This window comes from Streptomyces sp. MMBL 11-1, assembly GCF_028622875.1.
Classification (GTDB): domain Bacteria; phylum Actinomycetota; class Actinomycetes; order Streptomycetales; family Streptomycetaceae; genus Streptomyces.
This window is the reverse complement of record NZ_CP117709.1, coordinates 3,761,753-3,784,666: the sequence shown is the minus strand read 5'-3', so window position 1 is coordinate 3,784,666 and position 22,914 is coordinate 3,761,753. Positions and strand designations below refer to the sequence as shown.

Genomic DNA, 22,914 nt, shown 5'->3' with positions numbered 1-22,914 from the left:
CTGTCTCCATCCCAGGCTGTGGAGAACCGTTTGTCCACAGGCTGGCGTCGCCTGTAGCCAAAATGCCGCCGCGACCGAACAATCGGTAGGTGAGGCACACCACAGCCGTGCCTCTCCCACCCCTCGTCGTCTCGCTCCCTGCCGACACCCCGATCGACCACCCCTCGATCTCCCTCGATGCCAGGAGGTGCTTCTCATGACGGTCCAAGAGCTGCCCGGCGCGGCCGCCTACCGGCCCACGCCGCCCCCGGCCTGGAAGCCGATCACCGACCCCGCCCCGCTGCTCCCGGACCCGGAGCCCTACCGGGTGCTCGGTACGGACGCGGTCGCCGACGTCGACCCCGAGCTGTTGCTCCGGCTCCACGCCGAGCTGGTCCGCGGGCGCCGCTACAACGCCCAGGCCACCGCGCTGACGAAGCAGGGCCGCCTGGCGGTCTACCCGTCGAGCACCGGCCAGGAGGCGTGCGAGATCGCCGCCGCTCTGGTCCTGGAGGAGCGCGACTGGCTCTTCCCCAGCTACCGCGACACGCTGGCCGCTGTCGCGCGCGGCCTGGACCCGGTCGAGGCGCTGACCCTGCTGCGGGGCGACCGGCACACCGGCTACGACCCGCGCGAGCACCGCATCGCCCCGCTGTGCACCCCCTTGGCCACCCAGCTCCCGCACGCCGTGGGGCTGGCGCACGCCGCCCGGCTCAAGGGCGACGACGTGGTGGCGCTCGCCATGGTCGGCGACGGCGGCACCAGCGAGGGCGACTTCCACGAGGCGCTCAACTTCGCGGCCGTCTGGAAGGCCCCGGTCGTCTTCTTCGTCCAGAACAACGGCTTCGCCATCTCGGTGCCGCTGGCCAAGCAGACCGCCGCCCCCTCCCTCGCCCACAAGGCCGTCGGATACGGGATGCCGGGCCGCCTGGTCGACGGCAACGACGCCGCAGCCGTGCACCAGGTGCTGAGCGAGGCTGTGGCACGGGCCCGGCGCGGGGAGGGCCCGACCCTGGTCGAGGCGGTCACCTACCGCATGGAGGCCCACACGAACGCCGACGACGCCACCCGCTACCGGGTCGACAGTGAGGTCGAGGCCTGGAAGGCGCACGACCCGGTGCGGCTGCTGGAGCATGAGCTGACGGGGCGCGGGCTGCTGGACGATGAGGGCATCGCCCAGGCGAAGGAGGCCGCGGAACATATGGCCGCCGCCCTGCGCGACCGGATGAACGCGGATCCGGAGCTGACTCCGATGGACCTGTTCACCCATGTCTACGCGGAGCAGACCAGCCAGCTCCGGGAGCAGGCCGCCGGGCTGCGCGCCGAGCTGGACGCCGAGCAGGACCACGACGAGCACGGCGCGGAGGCGGGACGATGACGACCGCGGCAGTGACGGCCGACGGCCGTCGGACGAAGGCCAAACCGGCCACGATGGCGCAGGCCCTCGGCCGCGCGCTCCGCGACTCGATGGCCGAGGACCCCACCGTTCATGTGCTCGGTGAGGACGTGGGCACGCTCGGAGGGGTCTTCCGGATCACCGACGGGCTGGCGAAGGAGTTCGGCGACGACCGCTGCACCGACACCCCGCTGGCCGAGGCCGGCATCCTCGGCGCGGCCGTCGGCATGGCGATGTACGGGCTGCGGCCCGTGGTGGAGATGCAGTTCGACGCGTTCGCCTACCCGGCGTTCGAGCAGCTGATGAGTCATGTCGCCAAGATGCGCAACCGCACCGGCGGGGCCATGCCGCTGCCCATCACCGTGCGGGTGCCGTACGGCGGCGGGATCGGCGGGGTCGAGCACCACAGCGACTCCTCCGAGGCGTACTACATGGCCACCCCCGGCCTGCACGTCGTCACGCCGGCCACGGTGGAGGACGCGTACGGGCTGCTGCGGGAGTCGATCGCCTCGGACGACCCGGTGATCTTCCTGGAGCCCAAGCGGCTCTACTGGTCCAAGGCCGACTGGTCGCCCGAGGCCCCCGCCCCGGTCGAGCCGATCGGCAAGGCCGTGGTGCGCCGCTCCGGGCGCGGCGCCACGCTGATCACGTACGGGCCTTCTCTGCCGGTCTGCATGGAGGCGGCCGAGGCGGCGGTCGCCGAGGGCTGGGACCTCGAAGTGGTGGACCTGCGCTCGCTGGTGCCGTTCGACGACGAGACGGTGGCCGCGTCGGTGCGGCGCACCGGGCGCGCGGTCGTCGTCCATGAATCCCCCGGATTCGGCGGGCCCGGCGGTGAGATCGCGGCCCGGATCACCGAGCGGTGCTTCCACCATCTGGAGGCTCCGGTGCTGCGGGTGGCCGGGTTCGACATCCCCTACCCGCCGCCCATGCTGGAGCGGCACCATCTGCCGGGAGTGGACCGGGTGCTGGACGCGGTGGCCCGGTTGCAGTGGGAGGCGGACAGCTGATGGCCCAGGTGCTCGAATTCAAGCTTCCGGACCTCGGTGAGGGACTGACCGAGGCGGAGATCGTCCGCTGGCTGGTGGAGGTCGGCGACGTCGTCGCCATCGACCAGCCCGTCGTCGAGGTCGAGACGGCCAAGGCCATGGTGGAGGTGCCCTGCCCCTACGGGGGCGTGGTGACCGCGCGGTTCGGCGAGGAGGGCACGGAACTCCCCGTCGGCGCACCGCTGCTGACGGTCGCCGTCGGCGCCCCGGACGGGCCGGAGAACCCGGGCCCCGCCCCGCTGGGCCCGACGGGCGCGCGGAACGGCTCCGCCTCCTCCGGTTCGTCCACGTCCTCCACGTCCTCTTCGCTCTCTTCGTCCTCCTCGCCGTCAGGTTCGTCCGCCACGGAGTCCTCGGGCGGCTCGGGGAACGTGCTCGTGGGGTACGGGACGGGTGCGCCGGCCGCACGCCGTCGGCGCATCCGGCCGGACCGGCTCGACCGGGCGCTGTCCGGGGCTCTGAAGGCCGAAGCTCCGGTGACGGCGACCGCGGTGCCGGAAGCTCAGGTGCCGGCAGCCCCGGTGACCGAAGCTCCCGGTGCTCCGGTGGCCGAAGCTTCCGGGGATCCGGTGGCCGAAGGACCGGTGACCGAAGCACCGGTGTCCGAGGGGCCGGTGCCGGTGGTCTCTCCGCTGGTACGCCGGCTGGCCCGGCAGCACGACATCGATCTGCGGCGGCTCGCGGGTTCGGGCCCCGACGGGCTGATCCTGCGCGCCGATGTCGACGGCGCGATCCGGCGGGCGGAGGAGGCCGCGGCGGCGAAGACGCGCGCGGCCCGAGTGCCCGAGGCTCCGACCGCGGCTCCCCCGGCCTCCGCGGCCGAGGCTTCCGTTTCCCCGGCTGCTCCGGCCGCCGAGCGGATTCCGCTGCGCGGGGTGCGCCGAGCGGTCGCCGACAAGCTGACGCGCAGCCGGACCGAGATCCCGGACGCCACCTGCTGGGTCGACGCCGACGCCACCGAGCTGATGGCGGTCAGGGCCGCGATGAACGCCGCCACGGGCCCGTCCGCCGGGCCGAAGGTGTCGGTCCTGGCCCTGCTGGCGAGGATCTGCACGGCGGCGCTGGCCCGGTTCCCCGAGCTCAACTCCACCGTGGACAAGGAGGCCCGGGAGATCGTCCGACTGCCCGGCGTGCACCTCGGGTTCGCGGCCCAGACCGAGCGGGGCCTCGTCGTTCCGGTCGTCCGGGACGCGCACACCCGTAACGCCGAGTCGATCGGGGCCGAGATCGCCCGGCTGACCGAGCTGGCGCGGACCGGGAAGCTGAGCCCGGCCCAGCTGACCGGGGGCACGTTCACGCTGAACAACTACGGGGTGTTCGGGGTCGACGGTTCGACGCCGATCATCAACCACCCGGAAGCGGCGATGCTCGGCGTCGGCCGGATCATGCCCAAGCCGTGGGTGCACCAGGGCGAGCTGGCCGTACGTCAGGTCGTCCAGCTGTCCCTCACCTTCGACCACCGGGTGTGCGACGGCGGAACGGCGGGCGGCTTCCTCCGGTACGTGGCGGACTGCGTGGAGCAGCCGGCGGTTCTGCTGCGCACCCTGTAGCCGATCGGCCGGTGTCCTGCCGGACGCGCCCCTCCGGGACCGGGTCTTCCGGCCACCCCGGCGGGGGCGTCGCTCCGGGCCCCCGCCCATACTCGACGCATGACCGCCTATGACGTGATCGTCCTTGCCGGCGGGGCCGCGAAGCGGCTCGGCGGCGCCGACAAGCCAGGAGTCCGGGTGGGCGGCCGGGCGCTGCTCGACCGGGTGCTCGCGGCGTGCGACGGCGCGGCACGCACCGTCGTGGTGGGCGGTCGCCGTGCCACCGTGCGCCCGGTCGTCTGGACCCGGGAAGTGCCCGAGGGCGGCGGCCCGTTGGCGGCGCTGGGGGCGGGGCTGCGGCTGACTACGGCGGAGCGCGTTCTCGTCCTCTCCGCCGACCTTCCGTTCCTCGGCCCCGGGACGGTCGCGGCGTTGCTCGGCGCCGCCGGGGAACCCGGCCGGGAAGGGGCCCTGTGCACCGACCCCGACGGGCGTGACCAGCCGCTGGTGGCCGTCTACCGCGCCGAGCCGCTCCGCCGCGAGCTGGCCCTGGTCGCCACGGAGTACGGGAGCCTCGCCGGTCTGCCCCTCCGGCTTCTGACGGCGGAGCTGGATCTCGCCCGGGTCGACGCGGGCCCCGACGCCGCGTTCGACTGCGACACTTGGGACGACATCGCCGCCGCCAGAGCCCGGATCAGAGAGCATGGGGCCGTGCTGGACGAATGGATCACCTCGGTCAAGAACGAACTGGGAATCGAACTCGACGTCGATACCGGTGCCCTGCTCGACCTCGCCCGTGACGCCGCGCACGGAGTCGCCCGTCCCGCCGCACCGCTCACGACCTTCCTGGTCGGGTACGCGGCGGCCAGGGCGAGCGCCGGCGCGGGGCCCGACGAGGCCGCGGCAGCGGTGGCGGAGGCCGCTCGCAAGGCCACCGCTCTGGCTCTGCGCTGGGAAGCGGAAGCGGCGGCGGAAGCGGCGCCGGGACCGGGGGCGGAAGCGGAGGACGTAGCGGAGGCGGGTACGAGGGGCGACGAGGCGGGCGGGTCGAAGCCCGACGGGGGCCGCGAGGGGACCGGGACGCCATGACCGACCCCGACCGGAGTGGCCCCACCGACCCCACCGGGCCCGTACATGGCCCACTCGGCCCGGTACATGACCCCACCGGCCCCACCGGCCCTCTACGCGGCCCCACCGGACCCACCGGCCCCGTTCATGACCCCGCGCGCCCCGTGTCCGACTCCACCGACGCCTTCGGCTCCGTGCCCGACCTGTTCGGCTCCGGCGTCCCCGCGCGCGATCCCGCCTCGGCCCGACGCGGGAGCGACCTCGCACTCGACGAGGAGGAGCGGGCCGTCGAGCAGGCGCTTGCCCTGGTCAGCGGGTCGGGCCGGCGTCCGGGCACCAGAGGGGACGCTCCCGGCGGGGGCCTGAACGGCGGCCCCGGCGGCAACTCGGGGGATCCCACGGAGGCCCCGCCGGAAACCCCCGCCTCGCAGGACCGGCCCGTAAGCCGTTTCCCGTCCTCCGCCCCGCCGCCGACACCACCCCCGGCCCCGCCCCTCTCCTGGGACCGGGCGCGGGCGGTCGCGGCGCGCGCCGGGCGGGCCGGTCCGCTCGCGACGATCCGGCTGCCGCTCGACCGAGCGCTGGGCCATGTGCTGGCCGAGGCGCTCGGCGCGCTGACCGATCTGCCGTCCTTCGACACCTCGGCCATGGACGGCTGGGCGGTCGCCGGGCCGGGGCCCTGGGCGTTCGAGGCCGGGGCGGGGCTCCTCGCCGGACGCGGCCCGGCCACCCCCCTGCCCGACGGCACCGCCGTGCGGATCGCCACCGGCGCCCGCGTACCGCCCGACACCACGGCGGTCCTCCGCAGCGAGCACGCGCACGCCGACGAGGCCAGGGGGCTGCTGCACGCCAGTCGGCCCGTGGTCGCCGGGCAGGACATCAGGCCCCGGGGCCAGGAGTGCCGTTCGGGCGAGCAGCTCGTCCCGGCCGGGACGGTAGTGACCCCGGCCGTGCTCGGTCTGGCCGCGGCCGCCGGGTACGACGCGCTGCCCGTCGTGCCCCGCCCGCGCGTCGACATCCTGGTCCTCGGCGACGAACTGCTCGCCTCCGGCCTGCCGCGCGACGGGCTGATCCGGGATGCCCTCGGCCCGATGCTCGGCCCCTGGCTACGGGCCCTGGGCGCCGAGGTCTCCGGGCCCCGCCGCCTCGGGGACGACGCCGGGGCGCTGCGTGACGCCCTCACCGCCTCCGACGCCGACCTGATCGTCACCACCGGCGGCACCGCCTCCGGCCCGGTGGACCATGTGCACCCGGTCCTCGACGCTCTCGGGGCCGTACTGCTGGTGGACGGAGCCGCGGTCCGCCCCGGCCACCCCATGCTGCTGGCGCGGCTGCCGGCCGCCGGACCGGCGCAGGGTCCGCCGGACGGGCCGTATCTGGTCGGGCTGCCCGGCAATCCGCTCGCGGCCGTTTCGGGTCTGCTGACGCTCGCGGAGCCGCTGCTCGCGGGCCTTGCGGGCCGACCCGCGCAGGACGCGTACCGGGCTCTCGTCCACGCCGAGGTGCACGGGCATCCGCACGACACCCGCCTCGTCCCCGTGGTCCACCGCGCGGGGCGCCCGGGCGGCCGGGACCATGTCGCTCCGCTGCGCTACAACGGGCCCGCCATGCTGCGGGGCATCGCCGCGGCGGACGGGCTGGCCGTGGTGGTGCCGGGCGGGGTACGGTCCGGCACCGAGGTGGAGATTCTGGATCTCCCATGGGCCCCGGCGACGCCGTGGACGGAAGGGTGTTTCACGTGAAACTTCCCGGCCACGATGCGATGGCCAGGCAAGCGGAGGAACTGGTCGTGCCGACCAGGGTGATGCTCCCCCGCCGAGTCGTCGTCGGCCCGGCCCGCCAGGTCGCCAAGCGTCTGCTGATGGCGCTGCTCGTGCTGACCGCGACCGTGCTGATCGTCTGGCTCGACCGCAACGGCTACAACGACAACGCCGACGGCAAGGTCGATCTGCTCGACGCGGTCTACTACGCGACGGTCACCCTCTCCACCACCGGGTACGGCGACATCACGCCGTTCAGCGACGGGGCCAGGCTGATCAACGTGGTGCTCGTGACACCGCTGCGTGTCCTCTTCCTGATCATCCTGGTCGGTACCACCCTGGAAGTCCTCACGGAACGGACCCGGGAGGACTTCCGGCTGAAGCGTTGGAGATCCAACTTGCGTGACCACACCGTCGTCGTCGGCTTCGGTACGAAGGGCCGCTCGGCGATCCTGACCCTCTGCGCCACCGGCCTGCGGAAGGAGCAGATCGTCATCGTCGATCCGGCTTCCAAAGTGATCGAGGCCGCCAACGCCGAAGGCTTCACCGGTGTGCTCGGTGACGCCACCCGCAGCGATGTCCTGTTGCGCGCCGAGCTCCAGAAGGCGCGTCAGATCATCATCGCCACCCAGCGCGACGACACCGCCGTCCTGGTGGCCCTGACCGCGCGTCAGCTGAACCGGGGGGCGAAGATCGTGGCGGCGGTGCGCGAGGAGGAGAACGCTCCCCTGTTGCGCCAGTCCGGTGCCGACGCCGTCATCACCAGCGCCAGCGCCGCCGGGCGGCTGCTCGGGCTCTCCGTCCTCAGCCCCAGCGCGGGCACCGTGATGGAGGACCTGATCCAGCAGGGCAGCGGTCTCGACCTGGTGGAACGGCCGGTCATAAAGGCCGAGGTGGGCAAGAACGTACGGGAGACGGACGACCTCGTCGTCAGCGTCCTGCGCGGGCACCGGCTGCTCGGCTACGACGACCCGGCGGCCAGCCCGTTGCAGCTGACGGACCGGGTCATCACCATCGTGCGGAAGAGCCCCAGCTCCACCTCCGCGCCGAAGAACTCGATGCCGCCGCGCCCCTGAACGCACGCCGTGCCGGAGTAGCCTCGCGGCCATGCATGCGATCACGATTCCCGAACCCGGCGGCCCCGAGGCGCTCGTGTGGGCCGAGGTGCCCGATCCCGTACCCGGCGACGGCGAGGTCCTCGTCGAGGTCGTCGCCTCCGCCGTGAACCGCGCCGACGTGCTCCAGCGGCAGGGCTTCTACAACCCGCCGCCCGGTGCGTCCCCCTACCCCGGCCTGGAGTGTGCGGGCCGCGTCCTCGCACTCGGTCCCGGGGTGACCGGCTGGGCGGTCGGCGACGCCGTGTGCGCGCTGCTGGCGGGCGGCGGCTACGCGGAGAAGGTCGCCGTACCGGCGGGGCAGCTCCTCCCCGTACCGGAGGGCGTCGACCTGGTGGAGGCCGCGGCGCTCCCCGAAGTCACCGCGACGGTGTGGTCCAACGTCTTCATGGTGTCCCACCTCCGCCCCGGCGAGACCTTCCTCGTCCACGGCGGCTCCAGCGGCATCGGCACGATGGCGATCCAGCTGGCGAAGGCGGTCGGCGCCCGGGTCGCGGTCACGGCGGGCAGCCCGGAGAAGCTCGCCCGATGCGCCGAGCTGGGGGCGGACATCCTCATCAACTACCGCGAGCAGGACTTCGTCGAGGAGCTGCGGGAGAACACCGCGGGGGCGGGGGCCGACGTCATCCTGGACCTCATCGGGGCCAAGTACCTGGAGCGGAACGTCGCGGCGCTCGCCGTCAACGGCCGCCTCGCGATCATCGGGCTCCAGGGCGGCGCCAAGGGCGAGCTGAATCTCGGCGCCCTGCTGACCAAGCGGGCCGCCGTCACCGCGACCTCGCTGCGGGGCCGCCCGCTCCACGAGAAGGCCGCCATCGTCGCCGCCGTACGTGAGCACGTGTGGCCGCTGATCGACGGCGGGGTGGTCCGGCCGGTGGTGGACCGGGCGCTGCCGATGCCGGACGCCGCCGAGGCGCACCGGGTGCTGGAGTCCAGCGCGCACATCGGGAAGGTGCTGCTTCTCGCGCCGTCGGCCGGCACCTGACCCCGTGAACCGTCACCGGTGAACGCCACGACGAGGGGCCCGGCACACACATCACGGTGTGTGCCGGGCCCCTCGTCATGGCCGTTCTCGGACTTCAGGAGGCGGATACGGGGTTACAGATACGGGCCCGAACGGATCGGGCCGTGCGGGTCCGCCCCGCCTTCCTCGTCCTCGTGGCCCGAGCCGGGCGGCAGGGCGCGGCGCATCTGCTCCAGCTGGGCGCGGGCCGCCATCTGCTGCGCGAACAGCGCCGTCTGGATGCCGTGGAAGAGGCCCTCCAGCCAGCCCACGAGCTGTGCCTGGGCGATCCGCAGCTCGGCCTCGGAGGGCACCGACTCCTCGGTGAACGGCAGCGAGATCCGCTCCAGCTCCTCGACCAGCTCGGGGGCCAGACCGTCCTCCAGCTCCTTCACGGAGCTGGCGTGGATCTCCTTGAGCCTGACCCGGCTCGCCTCGTCGAGAGGAGCCGCCCTGACCTCCTCCAGAAGCTGCTTGATCATGCTGCCGATGCGCATGACCTTCGCGGGCTGTTCCACCATTTCCGTCACCGGGACCTCGCGCGACTCGTCGTCACTGGCACCGCCGCCGATAGCCATTCCGTCCTGGCCCACGACAAGGACCTGCGGGTGCTCCTGCGACCGGTCATTCCTCGGCATTTCCATGCCGCCATTGTCTCGCACACGTGCCGTACCCCACGTTGGTGCCCCCGGAAACGGATGATCCACCGTCTTCGGGGGCACCGGAAGCCTTCCGGGAGCGCCGGAAGGCCCTGTCACCCCGCGCGCCGGGCCAGGGTCAGCCGGGAGCTGGTGAGGCCGGCGGCCAGGAGCCCGGCGAGGACCGGGACGACCAGGGCCAGCAGCCCGACGGTCTCCCACGGCATCACGATCGGCGTGTAGGCCGACTGCATCGGATTCTCCCGCATGTCCGCCAGCGCCGCGCGCAGGTCGGTCAGCCGCAGGGCCACCGCGGGCACGAGCCCCGCCGCCGTACCCAGGAACACCCCGGTCAGGGCCACGACCAGGCACTGGAAGCCGGAGAGCGAGCGCCGTAGGCCCGGGGGCGCGCCCACCGCGCTGAGCGTGGTGAGGTCGGCCTCCGCGTCGGCCTTGGACAGCCCGGTCGTGATGGCCGCCGCGCCCAGGGTCACCACCCCGGCGAAGAGGGCGAGGATCAGCAGGATCGTGTCGTCCTGCGTCCGGAACATCTCGTTCGACGTCATCAGGTATGCGCGGTCCCCGGCCTGTTGGAGCGCCGCGTAGGCGGCCTGGGTCTCGGCGTCCGTGGCGTCACGGCTGAGGGTGTAGAAGCTGCCGTGGTCCTCGACGTGCAGGCCGAGCCGTTCCGCGGTCTCCTTCGGCAGGACCATCCGGACGCCCGGCGTCGCCGCGTAGCGGTCCGGTGCGACGTGGACCTTCAGCCGGTCCGTGGTGGTGCGTGCCTTGCCGGGGTGCAGGGCCCGGTTCTTCTTGTCGCGGTCGTTGTAGGTGTGGGTGGCCTTGAGGGTGACCTCGCCGTTCTTCGCGTACGCCGAGTTCAGCAGGACGGGGGTGCCCTCGGCCAGGGCCTTCGCCGCCGCCGGGTCCTCCAGCTTCACGTACGAGTCGAGCACGTCCGGGCCCCCGATGACGATCTTGTCGTCGTCGGTGCCGAACGCGATCATGGTGGAGCTCTCGTCCACGCAGGCCGGGGAGTTCATCAGCCGCTTGTGCTCGTCGGCCGAGATCCGCAGGGCGAGCTCCTTGGCGCCCTTGCCCTTCAGCGGGCAGGAGTGGCCCTTGCCGGTGGGCTTGACGAGTTCGAGGGTGCCGCAGCCGTCCTCCTCCTCGTAATAGACCGAGCAGTCGCTGCCGGCCCAGACGCGGCCGAAGTCGGCGCGCCCGCCGCTGACCGGGAAGCTCTGCTCGACGGCGGCCCGGGAGCGCGCCAGATCGGTTGCGTCACCGACGCCGGAGTCCATCAGGGCGGCGGTGCCCGGGGTCAGGTTGGGCGAGTGGTCGTACGCCTGCTCGGCGGCGTGGCTGCTGGTGTACGTGGCGATGGCGATGCTGCCCGCGACGGCCGCCATCACGGCGGCGACGGCGGGTGCGGTGCGGCCCCGGTTGCGGGCCGCGTCGCGCAGGGCGATGCGGGGCGTCAGCGGGAGCCTCCGGCCGAGCCGGCCGAGGAAGCCCACGATCACCGGGATGCAGCCGAGGACGCCCAGTTCGGCGAGGACGGATCCGCCGGCGACGAAGGCGGTGTCGCCGGCCACCCCGCCGTACACCGCGATCGCGACGCCGGCCGCGATCGCGACGACACCGATGACGGGCAGGACGCGGGAGCCGCGGCGGGTGCCGCGCCGGCCGGTGAGCGATTCCAGGACCGACTGGCGGCCCGCGACGATCGCCGGGGCGAGCGCGGCGAGGACGCCGGTGACCAGGCCGAGCAGGCCGATGCCCAGGATCTCCCAGGGCCGTACGGTCAGTTCGCCGAAGCGGCTGCCCGCGTAGTCCTCGATCATCGGGCGGAACAGGGCGGTCAGGCCGAACCCGGCGCCGACGCCGGCCACCGCGCCGACCCCGCCGAGCACCGCGCCGCCCGCGAGCACCACGGCCCGGACCTGGCCCCGGCTGCCGCCGCACGAGCCGACCAGGCCCAGCTGCCGCCGTGAGCGGCGGGCGCCGACGGCGAACGCCGGCCCGGCCAGCAGCACGATCTCAAGGACGGCCATGGCGGCCACCGTGAGGACCGCCGCGGTCAGCTCCGTGTCCGTGTCGTACGCGTTGCCCGTCCCGGCCATCGGGACCTCGGAGTCGGGCGGCGGATCGAGGACGACCTGGCGGGACTTGACCACCACGCCCTTCTCGTTGGCGGCGAGGATGTCCTGCCAGGTCACGCCCGCCCCGGGCGGGCCCTGGACCAGCCACTTCGGGTCGCTCGCCTGGGGCGGCAGGATGTCCTTGTCGCCGTCGGCGGTCTTCTGCCAGGGAGCGATGACCGAGCCCGGGAGCGCGTACAGTTCGTCCGCCCGCAGGTCGGCGGGGAGTTCTACCGCACCGGTGAGCGTGTAGGACTGGTCGGGGCCGCGCACGGTGACGCGGTCGCCGATGGAGAGCCCGGACGCCTCGATGAAGTCCTCGGTCGCCGCGATCTCGTTCTTGGCCCGGGGGTACGCGCCGTCGGTCAGCTCGATGCGGCCGCGCAGCATCGGGTCGGCGATGCGCAGTTCGGTGATCTCGGTGTCGGTGATGCCGTGGCGGGTGGTCACCGACGCCGGAACGCTCCGCTCGGTGAGGTGCCGCGATCCCTCGGGGAAGGTCGCGACCACGTCGACCGGCCGCTCCCGCTCCTCGGGTGTCGGGTCCGGGGTGCCCTCGGGCGGGTACCAGTTGATGCCGTCGGGCATCTGCTGGAGCTTCATCGGCCCCATGCTGGTGGCGGAGAACCGGGCGTCGGCCGCCCCCAGTTCACCGGTCAGCTCCTCGGCCTTGGTGGGCAGGGCGCTGCGGTAGGTGAGGTCGGCGGCGGTCACACCGAGGACCGGCAGAGCGATCATCGCGACGACCAGGGCACTGCGGCCCTTGGCCCGTACGGCGTCGCGCCGGGCTATGCGGAAGGCGGCGCGCCATCCGGAGAAGGGGCTCACGTGGCGGCCTCGGCGGTTCCGGCGGTGAGCAGGGAGTCGGCCCCGGTGGTCAGCGTCTGGTCGACGATCGAGCCGTCCCGGAGGAACACGACCCGGTCGGCCCAGGCCGCGTACCGGGGCTCATGGGTGACCATGACGCCGGCCGCGCCCTGGTCGCAGCGGGTACGCAGCAGGGCGAGGACGGACTCGCCGGTCTCGGAGTCGAGCGCTCCGGTCGGCTCGTCGGCGAGCACGAGGCGCCGGTCGCCGACGAGGGCGCGCGCGATGGCGACGCGCTGCTGCTGGCCGCCGGACATCTCGTCGGGGAAGCGGTCGGCGATCTCCTCCAGCTTCAGCTCGGCCAGCGCGGCGAGGGCCTCCTTGCGGGCCTTGCGCACGGAGACGCCGTCGAGTTCGCGGGGCAGCGCGATGTTCTCGGCGGCGGTCAGGGCGGGGATGAGGTTGTAGTCCTGGAAGACGTAGCCGACGCTGCGGCGGCGCAGCGCGGCCATCCCCTTGGGGCCGAGGGCGGCGGTGTCCTGGCCCTCGATGACCACCTGGCCGCTGGTGGCGGTGTCGAGCCCGCCGGCCAGGGTCAGCAGGGTGGACTTGCCGGAGCCGGAGGGGCCCATCACGGCGACCAGTTCGCCCGGATACACGGCGAGTTGGACCCCGCGCAGGGCGTGCACCTCGGCGATGCCGGAGCCATGGGTACGGGTCAGCGCCCGCAGTTCGAGTACGGGGCTGCCGCCGGGCGTCCCGGAGGACGGCGGGGGCGGAGGTGTGGCGGATGAAGGCATGGCGGGTGGTTCCCCCTGGGAACAACGTGGGTCGGGCAGGAGCGGCAGCGCTGCCGCCTGTGCTGTGGGCGGTGCGGCGGTGCGGCGGTGCGGCGGTGCGAGGGAGCGGCGGTGCGGCGGTACCGGGACGGGCACCGCCGGTGCCGTGGGCGGCGCACCGAACGGGCGCCGCTTGTGCTGAGGGCGGTGCTGCCGGGACGGGCGCCCGCCCGAGCCGTGGGGCTTGCGCGTCAGCGCTTGGACCGTGGTGTGCGGCCGGCCAGTGCGCGGGCCGGACCGCGGGTGGCCGCGGGGCCGGGCTCGGCGGCGGGCTCGGTGGCGGCGGCCGCGGCGAGGCGGACGAGCCGGGACTCGCAGTGGTCGAGCCAACGGGCCTCGGCCTCCGCCTGGAAGATGAGCTGCTCCACGACGAGCAGCCAGGCGACCTCGTCGCGGTTGGCCGGGACGTCGGCCAGGGCCTGGGCCTTGAGCCGGGTGTAGTCCTGCATGGCCTTGAGCGTGTGGTGGCGCTGGGACTGGATGACGTCCCGGATGTCGACGCCCGGCGCCCCCACGGCCATGGCGAGCTTGATGGCCAGTTCGTCACGGGGCGGACTGGTGCGGTCCACCGGCGTCCCGAACCAGTTGCGCAGCTCGGCGCGGCCGTCGTCGGTGATCGCGTAGAGGTCGTGCCCGGCGTCGTCCGAGCCCTCCTGGACGATCATGCCGTCACGCTCCAGACGGCTGAGCGTCGTGTAGACCTGCCCGATGTTCAGGGGCCAGGTGGAGCCGGTGCGCGACTCGAACTCGGTGCGGAGCCGGGACCCGTAACGGGGGCCCCGCTCCAGCAGGGCCAGCAGGCCGTGGCGAATGGACATACTGAGTATGTATACCGAGTATGTTCGTCCTGGCAAGTCTCGGTGGCGTGGTTCGGCGTGGGATGACCGGGGGTGCGACGCTCAGTTCGCCCGTCGCATACGGAAGGCGAGGAAGCCGAGCCCCAGCCCGACCAGCGCGATGCCCGTACCGAGCGAGACCTGCTGCACCCGGCGTACCGACGCGGCGTCCAGAGCCTGCCCGGACCGGGGCGCCGGATCGGCGAAGGCGCTGGGCGGCGGGGTGGAGACGGGCAGGTCGACGGGGTCGGCGAGGGGGGCCTCGGGCCCGTCCTCCGCGACGGGCTCCTCGGCCCGCGCCGGCTCCAGCGGCGACAGCGAACGCCCGGGACGCGCCTTGCCCGCCCCGGCCTCGCGCCCGGCCAGGGGGGCGGTCGACCCGGACACGTCGGGGGAAGCGGAAGGGGAGGAGGGCTCCGGTGAGTCGGCCCCGGGCCCGGCGGGGGCCTGCGCCCCGGGCCCGGACGCCGGCGGGGAGGACGGGTCCCGGCCGGTTCCCGACGCTCCGGGGGCCGGGGCGCCGGACGACAGGGGCAGGGCGGTGGGGAGCGCCGAGGGGGACGCGGAGCCCGACGTTCCGGGCCGTGGCGCGGCGGGACGGGTGGGTGCCGCGGCGGCGGGGCTCGATGTCCCGGGGGGCGTGGCGGTGCGGGACGGGCTGTCGGGCGCCGGTGCGCCGTGGGCGGAGCCGCCCAGCGGCCCCAGCGCCGCTCCGGCCGCCGCCATCAGACAGACCGCACACCTCGACGGCCATGCGGCCGGAAGTCCTGGAGCCATGAGATCAGCGTCACACGGGCCCCCTCATCCGGCATCCCGGACGCGTTATCCGGAAAACCGGGCCCTGATACCGGTCCGGGACGGAGATCTGTGGACCCGCAACGATCCGCGACGACCCGCAACGATCACGTTCGGACGTCTCCCCGTCACCCATGACGGTCGGTGCCGGCCGCTCGTCCTCACGCGACGGCTGGGTGCTCCATGCCGGTCCGTGCCGGTCCGTGTCGATCTGTGGTGATCTGTACTGAGTGGTCCGTGCTCAGGAGGGCCTGCCGGTGGAGACCTGAAGTTCGAAGTGCGCGCCGCGTTCGGAAACAGCCGCGCCGGAGGACGGGAACTGGCCGACGACCTGGCCCTCGGCGTAGGTGTTGCCCTTCTCCTCGATCTCCTTGATCGTCCATCCCGCGGCGGCGGCGCACGCCTTCGCGGACAGGATGTCCTTGTAGACGAAGTTCGGCGCCCGGACCTTCGCCGGGTCGTTGGAGTCCTCGGAGGCGGCGGAGCACTCCGTCTCCTTCATCGTCCGGTTGCGCTCCGGCGGGCGGTACCCCTCCACCTCGCCGGTGCCCGGGTCGCCGTCCTTGCCCGCCTCGTCGTCCTTGCCGCCCTGGAGGGCGATCGCGGTGATCAGGCCGCCGATGGCCAGCAGCGCGACGAGGATCGAACCGATGACGACCGGCATGTTCCGCTTGGAGCCGCCGCCGGTGGTGCCCACGGCCGTCGAGTGCTGTGCGCCGACCGGGTACGGCGGCGGGGTCTGGTGGGCCGGCGGGCCGGGGGCCGGATAGCCCTGGGCCTGGGCCGCCTGCGGGTAGCCGTAGCTCGGCGTGGGCGCCGGGGTCGGCTGGCTGTACGGGCCCGGCTGGTGGGGCTGCTGCTGCGGGTGCGGCTGGTACGGCGTCTGGACGCCCTGGGGCGCCTGAGCGCCCTGGTCGACCGGGGGGAACACCGCCGAGCCGACGCCGGAGCCGCTGTTGGCGGGCCCGCCGCCGGCCACGATCATCGGGGCGCCGGTCTGGCCGCCGGTGGCGTTCAGCACGCGGGCGATCTCGTCGCGCATCGCGGCGGCGCTGGGGAAGCGCTCGTTCGGGTTCTTCTTGAGCGCGCGGGCGACGAGGGCGTCCATCGCCGGGGTGACCGACCGGTTGATGCTGGACGGCGCGACCGGCTCCTCCTGCACATGCGCGTACGCGATGGCCAGCGGCGAGTCGGCGTCGAACGGGATCCGGCCGGTGAGCAGCTGGAAGAGCATGATGCCGACCGAATACAGGTCGGACCGGGCGTCGACGCCGCGGCCGAGGGCCTGCTCGGGGGAGAGGTACTGCGGGGTGCCGACGACCATGCCGGTCTGCGTCATCGAGGTGACACCGGACTGCATGGCGCGGGCGATGCCGAAGTCCATCACCTTGACGATGCCGCGCTTGGTCATCATCACGTTGCCGGGCTTGATGTCCCGGTGGACCAGGCCCATCTCGTGGCTGGTCTCCAGCGCGGCGAGCACGTCCGCCGTCACCTTGAGGGCCTTGTCGGCCGGCATCGCGCCGTGGCTGCGGATGTCGGCGGCCAGCACCGAGCCGAGCGGCTGCCCCTCGACGTACTCCATGACGATGTACGGCATCAGCGCACCGCCGAGCTCGTCCTCGCCGGTGTCGAAGACGGAGACGATGTTGGTGTGCTGGAGCTTGGCGACGGCCTGCGCCTCACGCCGGAAGCGCTCGCGGAAGGACTGCTCGCGCCCGAGCTCGGTGTGCAGGGTCTTGATCGCGACCTGGCGGTCCAGAGCGGAGTCGTAGGCCAGGTATACGGACGCCATCCCGCCCTCGCCGAGCAGGTCGCGCAGCTGGTAGCGGCCGCCCGCCACCGCTCCGCCCGCGTAGCGGCCCTGTGCGCCGTCCTGGCTCATGACTTGCATCCCCCTCGGCGGCGCGCGGTCGCACGCGGTGTATCTGTCTGACGTGATTGCGTGCGACGCGGTTCCGTACAACGCGATTACGCGCCAAGTCTGCCGCAGGGGTCCGACACGTCAAGCCGAGTGCCCGTTCCGTGACCCTACGCACAAGAAGCGTCTCGGAAGCGTTACAGGAAACGCATCACATTCCTGTGCAGGACGCGCGGGGCGGTCCGATGATCCTGCCGCAGCGGAACCGTGGTGTCCGGCGGAGGCTGTAGCGTGACGCTGCAATGCAGCAAAGCACCGTGAGAACCCGCGGACGCGCGGACAGATACGACGGCGAGGACTGATGGCACCCGATTCCGAAGCAAACGGCGGCGGAGTTTCGGATGGCTCCGACGCCTGGGGTGTCGGCGGCGTGGTCGGCGACGGACGTTACCGGATGACCTACCGGCTCGGCCGGGGCGGCATGGCAGAGGTCTACGCGGCGGAGGACGTCCGGCTGGGCCGTACGGTCGCGGTGAAGCTGCTCCGTTCCGACCTGGCCGAGGACCCCGTCTCCAAGGCGCGCTTCACCCGCGAGGCACAGTCCGTAGCGGGCCTCAACCACCACGCGATCGTCGCCGTGTACGACTCGGGCGAGGACGTCGTGGGCGGCCAGACCGTCCCCTACATCGTGATGGAGCTGGTCGAGGGCCGCACCATCCGCGATCTGCTCCTGACCGCGGAGGCCCCGCCGCCCGAGCAGGCGCTGATCATCGTCTCGGGGGTGCTCGAAGCCCTCGCGTACTCGCACCAGCACGGGATCGTGCACCGCGACATCAAGCCCGCCAACGTGATCATCACGGACTCCGGCGCGGTCAAGGTGATGGACTTCGGCATCGCCCGCGCGCTGCACGGCGCGCAGTCGACGATGACCCAGACCGGCATGGTCATGGGCACCCCGCAGTACCTCTCCCCCGAGCAGGCGCTCGGCAAGGCCGTCGACCACCGGTCCGACCTGTACGCCACCGGCTGCCTGCTCTACGAACTGCTGGCGCTGCGGCCCCCGTTCACCGGTGAGACCCCGCTCTCGGTGGTCTACCAGCACGTCCAGGACATCCCGGTGCCGCCGTCCGAGGTCTCGGACGGGGTGCCGCCGGAGCTGGACGGGATGGCGATGCGCGCGCTGGCGAAGGACCCGGACGACCGGTTCCAGAGCGCCGAGGAGATGCGCGGGCTCGTCCAGTACAGCCTGCAGATGCTCCAGGTGCAGGGCGGCCACACGGGCACGTGGAACACCGGCCCGGTCGCGCTGCACGAGGGGGGTCAGACCCCGCCGCACGGGATGTCCGGCTCCACCCGCGCGATGGGCCACCCGATGCACGGGGACACCTCGCAGGGCCCGATCCTGCCGCCGTACAACCCGGACGACGGGGGCTACGACGGCGGCGGCCGGCGCTCCGGCGGGCGCGGCAAGATGTGGCTCTTCGTCCTGCTCGCGCTGGTCGCGATCGGCGCGGGGGTCGCCTTCGCCGTCAACGCCGCGCAGGACGGCGGCGGGAAGAAGGAGCCGGTCAAGCCGTCCACCTCGGTCAGCCAGTCCGAGAAGGAGAAGCCCTCGGAGACGCCGTCCGAGGAGGAGGAGAGCGAAGAGCCGGAGGATCCGGGCACCTCCACCGGCGGCCGGACGCAGCCCAACCCGCCGCCGTGGACCCCGGACCCGACCCCGAGCGAGCCTTCGTTCAGCCCGTCCCCGGACCCGACCGACACGGACCCGGGCACCTCGGACGGCAACACCAACGAGGGCAACAGCGGTGAGCCCACCGGTGGCCCCACCGACCCGGCCACCGACCCCGGCACCCCGGGCGGCGCCGGCGGTGACGACGGCGGGGCCGGCGACGACGGCGGTACGGGCACCACGCCCGGCGAGACGGTGCTCGGCGCTACGGCGGGATAGCGCACCACCGCACCGACCCTGAGCCCGGCGTGCGCCCTCGTGGCGCGCGCCGGGCTCACGCGGTGGTGGCAACCGCCTCACTCCGTGAAGGCCGCGCACACCGCCTCGTACTCCCGCGTCCACCACACCGCCAGGGCCGACACCGCGGGGAACTGCGGGTCGGCCCTGCGGTCGTCGAGGCGATAGCGCCAGCGGAGTATCCAGAAGTCGTTGAGCCGCTCCCACCACACCCGGTGCACGGCGGCCGCCAGCTCCGCTGCCCCCGCCCCGGCGGCCCGCCGGTACGCGCGGGCGTACGCCCGTACCTTCGCGAGGTCCAGCTCCCCGGCCGGGCGGACGAAGAAGATCGCCGCCGCCCGTACCGCCTCCTCGGCGCGTGGCTGCACGCCCAGCCGGTCCCAGTCCACGATCGCGACCGGGTCGGCGCCCCGGTAGAGCAGGTTCAGCGGGTGGAAGTCCCCGTGCACCCAGCCGGTGGCGGGCCCGTCCGGGGTGGGCGGGCGACGGTGGGCGTGCTGTTCGAGCAGGGCGCGGCGCTCCACGAGCCGGTGCACGGCGAGCTCGTCGAAGGCGTCGCGGGGGGAGTCCCGGCCGTCCCGCCCGCGCGCGGCTTCCAGCAGGTCGTCGATCAGCGCGAAGGTGTCGGCGGCCTCCGGGCTGCGGTGCCCCGGCCGGGCGGGCGGGCTCCCCGGGTGCGGTCCGTCGCGCGGCGCCATCACCTGTTCCAGGCCGGTGTGCACGGTCCCCAGGAGCGCTCCGAGCCGACGCGACTGGGAGAGGGTCAGCTGGGAGCCGACCCGGTGGAGGCCGTCGACCCAGGGGTGCAGCGCGTAGCACCGTTCACCGATCACCGTGACGGTGTCGCCCCGGGTGTCCGTCAGGGGCGGGACGACGGGCACGCCGAGCGACTGCAGGCGCTGGGTGGCGCGGTGCTGGCGCACGATCGCGGCGCGTTCCCCGCTGGCGTCGTCGAGATGCCTCTTGTCGAGGTGGTGCTTGAGGAAGTAGGAGCCGCTCGTGGTGGAGACGCGGTATCCGTGGTTCAGCAAGCCCTTGGTGATCGGCTCGCAGGCGAGCGGCTCGCCCACGTTCGGGTAACGGCGCAGCACCTCGCCGACCGGGGGAACAGGTGGACGAGTGACATATGAGCGCGGCACTTACCAGATGTTAGATCACTCTGCGTGGCCGCTCGGCGGACTTGCGGTCACACCCGGAGGTGCGCTAAAGGGCCCCGAAGGCGCGTTGAGGGACCCGGGATGCGCGAAGGGACCCGGGGTGCGCTGAGGGACCCGGGGATGCGCGAAGGGACCCAGGGCGCGCTGAGGGACCCGAAGGTGCGCTGAAGTACCCGGGGGTGGGGTGCGCTGGAGGACCCAGGCTGTCAGGGGCCCGCCATGCCGCGGCGCCTCAGAAGTTCAGCGTGTGTTCGGTGACGAAGTGCGGATCGACCCGGAGATAGGCCGGGGCGAAGGGCTCCCCGTTGACGGAGACGGGCGGGGCGCCGAACAGTCGCTCCTGCTCGGGGCAGGGGTGCACGATCTCGGCGGGGCCGGTGAACTGCACGGACCACAGGTCGCCGCCGCCGCCCGCGCGGGCCGCGTCGTTGTAGTTGTCCGCGCCGTACGCGACGACGCTCCCGTCGCACGCCTCGTGGTGGCCGAAGCCGCCGTGCATCCGCAGCAGGATGCGGCCGTCGCACACGACGTGCCGGGCCACCGTCAGGAACGGCAGGGCCCGCATGCTGGTCGCGAGGCGGCCGTACGGGACGCGGCGGAGCAGTTCGATGGGCTCGGCCCGCCCGGTCTCGAGGGGCCCGGTCCGCTCGATCGTGCCGGCCGGAGCCCGCCGGATCGTCCCGGTCGCGGGGAGTTCGTCGAAGGACATGGATTCCACTGTCCCCCGGCCGTAGGGGCCGCGTAAGAGTCGCCTGCCCCGGGTGGCACGGGACCAAAGTCCCCTGCGGCGCGCGGCGGCTCAGCGGCGCTCGGCCTGGAGCCGCGCGACGTACGCGGCCGCCTGCGAGCGGCGCTCCATGCCCAGCTTGGACAGCAGGCTGGAGACGTAGTTCTTGATGGTCTTCTCGGCGAGGTGCAGGCGCTCCCCGATGACCCGGTTGGTCAGGCCCTCGCCGATCAGGTCCAGGATCCTGCGTTCCTGTTCCGTGAGGCCGGCGAGCTTGTCCTCGCCCTTCCCGCTGCCGCCGTCGCGCAGCCGCTCCAGCACCCGGGCGGTCGCCGCCGGGTCCAGCAGGGATTTTCCGGCCGCCACGTCCCGTACGGCATTCAGCAGTTCATTGCCGCGGATCGCCTTCAGCACATATCCCGACGCGCCAGCCATGATCGCGTCGAAAAGCGCCTCGTCATCGGCGTACGAGGTGAGCATCAGGCATTTGATGTTCTCGTCCTGGGAACGGATTTCCCGGCACACCTCCACCCCGCTGCCGTCCGGCAGCCGGACGTCGAGCACCGCCACGTCGGGACGCGTCGCGGGGATCCGCGCCAGGGCGTCCGCGGCCGTACCGGCCTCGCCGACCACCGCGATGTCCGCCTCGACGGAGAGCAACTCATGGACGCCACGCCGGACGACCTCGTGATCATCGAGCAGAAATACCGTGATTTTTCCATCTTCGCGCACGATCGCAGTCTCACATACTCGTCTCCGCTCTGCTCTTCCCTGGCGCTGATCCGCGGGATAACGTGCCGTTGTTCCGGCGGCCTGCAAGGCTGTTTCCAGTGCCCTGACCAGCAGAGCTTCGCGATTTTTTCGATTTACTTGGAAATCCAAGCAAAATCGCAGGTCAGATAGGGTTTCGCAGTTCTGCGACGCACTGGGTAACGTGCCTATGACAGGGCGCTCGCCGGGGCACCTGTCACGCTTGATCCCGGCCGACCGGCACCCACCCCGTGCACGGCCGCGGGTTCAGGCGAGCCGCACTGGTTTCCGGCAGACCCCGGGGGCCGGACCGACGGAGGAGCACGCACGTGACCGTGGAGAGCACTGCCGCCGCGCGTAAACCGCGACGCGCCAGCAAGCGGACCAGCGCCGCGAAGAAGCCGCAGAGTTCCGATCCCCAGCTCGTACAGCTGCTGACGCCCGAGGGCGAGCGCGTCGAGCACCCGGACTACAGCATCGACCTGAGCGCCGACGAGCTGCGCGGCCTGTACCGGGACATGGTCCTCACCCGCCGCTTCGACGCCGAGGCGACCGCCCTCCAGCGCCAGGGCGAGCTGGGCCTGTGGGCCTCGCTGCTCGGTCAGGAGGCCGCCCAGATCGGCAGCGGCCGGGCCCTGCGCGACGACGACTACGTCTTCCCGACCTACCGGGAGCACGGGGTCGCCTGGTGCCGCGGCGTCGACCCGACCAACCTGCTCGGGATGTTCCGCGGGGTGAACCACGGCGGCTGGGACCCGAGCACCAACAACTTCCACCTGTACACGATCGTCATCGGCTCGCAGACGCTGCACGCCACCGGCTACGCCATGGGCGTCGCCAAGGACGGCGCGGACTCCGCCGTGATCGCGTACTTCGGTGACGGCGCCTCCAGCCAGGGCGACGTCGCCGAGTCGTTCACCTTCTCCGCGGTCTACAACGCCCCGGTCGTCTTCTTCTGCCAGAACAACCAGTGGGCCATCTCCGAGCCCACCGAGCGCCAGACCCGCGTGCCGCTCTACCAGCGCGCCCAGGGCTACGGCTTCCCCGGCGTCCGGGTCGACGGCAACGACGTCCTCGCCTGCCTGGCCGTCACCCGCTCCGCGCTGGAGCGCGCGCGCCGGGGCGAGGGCCCGACCCTCGTCGAGGCGTTCACGTACCGGATGGGCGCCCACACCACCTCCGACGACCCGACGAAGTACCGGGCGGACGACGAGCGGGCCGCGTGGGAGGCCAAGGACCCGATCCTGCGGCTGCGCACGTACCTGGAGAAGTCCGGCCACGCCGACGAGGCGTTCTTCACCGAGCTGGAGGCCGAGAGCGAGACCCTCGGCAAGCGGGTGCGGGAAGCGGTGCGCGCGATGCCCGACCCGGAACCGATGGCCCTGTTCGAGCACGGTTACGCCGACGGCAGCTCCCTCGTGGACGAGGAGCGGGCCCAGTTCGCCGCCTACCAGGCGTCGTTCGCCGATTCCGCCGAGGAGGGCAAGTAGCC

18 protein-coding genes are annotated in these 22,914 nt (G+C 73.0%); 9 read left to right on the top strand and 9 right to left on the bottom strand.

Annotation, left to right across the window (positions count from 1 at the left end; genetic code table 11):
- The first annotated feature begins 196 nt into the window (after nucleotides 1-196).
- The 7 genes from pdhA (PSQ21_RS16355) (at nucleotide 197) to PSQ21_RS16325 (ending at nucleotide 8,881) form a co-directional block, all read left to right on the top strand.
- Nucleotides 197-1,357, top strand: a complete 1,161-nt coding sequence (pdhA, locus tag PSQ21_RS16355; RefSeq protein WP_274031261.1) for a pyruvate dehydrogenase (acetyl-transferring) E1 component subunit alpha — start codon at nucleotides 197-199, stop codon at nucleotides 1,355-1,357.
- Nucleotides 1,354-2,385 carry an alpha-ketoacid dehydrogenase subunit beta gene (locus PSQ21_RS16350; protein WP_274031260.1) on the top strand — a complete coding sequence of 344 codons (1,032 nt, stop codon included), beginning with the start codon at nucleotides 1,354-1,356 and terminating at the stop codon, nucleotides 2,383-2,385. Before pdhA (PSQ21_RS16355) ends, PSQ21_RS16350 begins: the two co-directional genes overlap by 4 nt.
- On the top strand, nucleotides 2,385-3,974 hold the full coding sequence (locus PSQ21_RS16345) for a dihydrolipoamide acetyltransferase family protein (protein WP_274031259.1): 1,590 nt from the start codon (nucleotides 2,385-2,387) through the stop codon (nucleotides 3,972-3,974). Before PSQ21_RS16350 ends, PSQ21_RS16345 begins: the two co-directional genes overlap by 1 nt.
- A gap of 99 nt (nucleotides 3,975-4,073) precedes the next feature.
- On the top strand, nucleotides 4,074-5,042 hold the full coding sequence (locus PSQ21_RS16340; RefSeq protein ID WP_274031258.1) for a DUF6457 domain-containing protein: 969 nt from the start codon (nucleotides 4,074-4,076) through the stop codon (nucleotides 5,040-5,042).
- Nucleotides 5,043-5,185: 143 nt separating this feature from the next.
- The gene (locus PSQ21_RS16335) at nucleotides 5,186-6,763 is read left to right on the top strand and encodes a molybdopterin molybdotransferase MoeA (protein ID WP_397989289.1); all 1,578 of its coding nucleotides are present in this window, start codon (nucleotides 5,186-5,188) and stop codon (nucleotides 6,761-6,763) included.
- Nucleotides 6,721-7,857: a potassium channel family protein gene (locus PSQ21_RS16330; protein WP_274031257.1), complete on the top strand. Its 1,137-nt coding sequence runs from the start codon at nucleotides 6,721-6,723 to the stop codon at nucleotides 7,855-7,857. Before PSQ21_RS16335 ends, PSQ21_RS16330 begins: the two co-directional genes overlap by 43 nt.
- 31 nt (nucleotides 7,858-7,888) lie before the next feature.
- The gene (locus PSQ21_RS16325; RefSeq protein WP_274031256.1) at nucleotides 7,889-8,881 is read left to right on the top strand and encodes an NAD(P)H-quinone oxidoreductase; all 993 of its coding nucleotides are present in this window, start codon (nucleotides 7,889-7,891) and stop codon (nucleotides 8,879-8,881) included.
- A gap of 113 nt (nucleotides 8,882-8,994) precedes the next feature.
- Here the strand turns inward: PSQ21_RS16325 and PSQ21_RS16320 are convergent, their stop codons facing one another.
- The 6 genes from PSQ21_RS16320 to PSQ21_RS16295 all read right to left on the bottom strand — a co-directional run bounded on the left by PSQ21_RS16320 (nucleotide 8,995) and on the right by PSQ21_RS16295 (nucleotide 16,843).
- Nucleotides 8,995-9,543 carry a bacterial proteasome activator family protein gene (locus tag PSQ21_RS16320; protein ID WP_274031255.1) on the bottom strand — a complete coding sequence of 183 codons (549 nt, stop codon included), beginning with the start codon at nucleotides 9,541-9,543 and terminating at the stop codon, nucleotides 8,995-8,997.
- A gap of 110 nt (nucleotides 9,544-9,653) precedes the next feature.
- Complete coding sequence (locus PSQ21_RS16315) at nucleotides 9,654-12,509, bottom strand: FtsX-like permease family protein (protein ID WP_274031254.1); 2,856 nt, start codon at nucleotides 12,507-12,509, stop codon at nucleotides 9,654-9,656.
- Nucleotides 12,506-13,288, bottom strand: coding sequence for an ABC transporter ATP-binding protein (locus PSQ21_RS16310; protein WP_274031253.1), 783 nt, complete (start codon nucleotides 13,286-13,288; stop codon nucleotides 12,506-12,508). Before PSQ21_RS16310 ends, PSQ21_RS16315 begins: the two co-directional genes overlap by 4 nt.
- 230 nt (nucleotides 13,289-13,518) lie before the next feature.
- A complete protein-coding gene (locus tag PSQ21_RS16305) occupies nucleotides 13,519-14,145 on the bottom strand; it encodes a PadR family transcriptional regulator (protein ID WP_274031251.1) in 627 nt (208 codons plus the stop codon).
- Nucleotides 14,146-14,226: 81 nt separating this feature from the next.
- The gene (locus tag PSQ21_RS16300; protein ID WP_274031250.1) at nucleotides 14,227-14,940 is read right to left on the bottom strand and encodes a hypothetical protein; all 714 of its coding nucleotides are present in this window, start codon (nucleotides 14,938-14,940) and stop codon (nucleotides 14,227-14,229) included.
- A gap of 259 nt (nucleotides 14,941-15,199) precedes the next feature.
- Entirely contained in the window at nucleotides 15,200-16,843 is a 1,644-nt protein-coding gene (locus tag PSQ21_RS16295; protein ID WP_274031249.1) for a protein kinase domain-containing protein, read from the bottom strand.
- A 337-nt stretch (nucleotides 16,844-17,180) separates the two neighbouring features.
- Here PSQ21_RS16295 and PSQ21_RS16290 point away from each other — a divergent pair, with 337 nt between their 5' ends.
- Nucleotides 17,181-18,770: a protein kinase domain-containing protein gene (locus tag PSQ21_RS16290; protein WP_274031248.1), complete on the top strand. Its 1,590-nt coding sequence runs from the start codon at nucleotides 17,181-17,183 to the stop codon at nucleotides 18,768-18,770.
- Between the two features lie 77 nt (nucleotides 18,771-18,847).
- Here the strand turns inward: PSQ21_RS16290 and PSQ21_RS16285 are convergent, their stop codons facing one another.
- The 3 genes from PSQ21_RS16285 to PSQ21_RS16275 all read right to left on the bottom strand — a co-directional run bounded on the left by PSQ21_RS16285 (nucleotide 18,848) and on the right by PSQ21_RS16275 (nucleotide 21,404).
- Nucleotides 18,848-19,879: a phosphotransferase gene (locus PSQ21_RS16285; RefSeq protein ID WP_274035796.1), complete on the bottom strand. Its 1,032-nt coding sequence runs from the start codon at nucleotides 19,877-19,879 to the stop codon at nucleotides 18,848-18,850.
- A 298-nt stretch (nucleotides 19,880-20,177) separates the two neighbouring features.
- Entirely contained in the window at nucleotides 20,178-20,654 is a 477-nt protein-coding gene (locus PSQ21_RS16280; protein WP_274031247.1) for a pyridoxamine 5'-phosphate oxidase family protein, read from the bottom strand.
- A 90-nt stretch (nucleotides 20,655-20,744) separates the two neighbouring features.
- Entirely contained in the window at nucleotides 20,745-21,404 is a 660-nt protein-coding gene (locus tag PSQ21_RS16275; RefSeq protein ID WP_274031246.1) for a response regulator, read from the bottom strand.
- A 347-nt stretch (nucleotides 21,405-21,751) separates the two neighbouring features.
- Here PSQ21_RS16275 and pdhA (PSQ21_RS16270) point away from each other — a divergent pair, with 347 nt between their 5' ends.
- Nucleotides 21,752-22,912: a pyruvate dehydrogenase (acetyl-transferring) E1 component subunit alpha gene (gene pdhA, locus PSQ21_RS16270; protein ID WP_274031245.1), complete on the top strand. Its 1,161-nt coding sequence runs from the start codon at nucleotides 21,752-21,754 to the stop codon at nucleotides 22,910-22,912.
- Nucleotides 22,913-22,914 lie beyond the last annotated feature (2 nt).

Coding starts and splice junctions, on each gene's coding strand:
- pdhA (WP_274031261.1), top strand. CDS start 197: ATGACGGTCCAAGAGCTGCCCGGCGCGGCCGCCTACCGGCCCACGCCG.
- PSQ21_RS16350 (WP_274031260.1), top strand. CDS start 1,354: ATGACGACCGCGGCAGTGACGGCCGACGGCCGTCGGACGAAGGCCAAA.
- PSQ21_RS16345 (WP_274031259.1), top strand. CDS start 2,385: ATGGCCCAGGTGCTCGAATTCAAGCTTCCGGACCTCGGTGAGGGACTG.
- PSQ21_RS16340 (WP_274031258.1), top strand. CDS start 4,074: ATGACCGCCTATGACGTGATCGTCCTTGCCGGCGGGGCCGCGAAGCGG.
- PSQ21_RS16330 (WP_274031257.1), top strand. CDS start 6,721: ATGGGCCCCGGCGACGCCGTGGACGGAAGGGTGTTTCACGTGAAACTT.
- PSQ21_RS16325 (WP_274031256.1), top strand. CDS start 7,889: ATGCATGCGATCACGATTCCCGAACCCGGCGGCCCCGAGGCGCTCGTG.
- PSQ21_RS16320 (WP_274031255.1), bottom strand. CDS start 9,543: ATGGAAATGCCGAGGAATGACCGGTCGCAGGAGCACCCGCAGGTCCTT.
- PSQ21_RS16310 (WP_274031253.1), bottom strand. CDS start 13,288: ATGCCTTCATCCGCCACACCTCCGCCCCCGCCGTCCTCCGGGACGCCC.
- PSQ21_RS16305 (WP_274031251.1), bottom strand. CDS start 14,145: ATGTCCATTCGCCACGGCCTGCTGGCCCTGCTGGAGCGGGGCCCCCGT.
- PSQ21_RS16300 (WP_274031250.1), bottom strand. CDS start 14,940: ATGGCTCCAGGACTTCCGGCCGCATGGCCGTCGAGGTGTGCGGTCTGT.
- PSQ21_RS16295 (WP_274031249.1), bottom strand. CDS start 16,843: ATGAGCCAGGACGGCGCACAGGGCCGCTACGCGGGCGGAGCGGTGGCG.
- PSQ21_RS16290 (WP_274031248.1), top strand. CDS start 17,181: ATGGCACCCGATTCCGAAGCAAACGGCGGCGGAGTTTCGGATGGCTCC.
- PSQ21_RS16280 (WP_274031247.1), bottom strand. CDS start 20,654: ATGTCCTTCGACGAACTCCCCGCGACCGGGACGATCCGGCGGGCTCCG.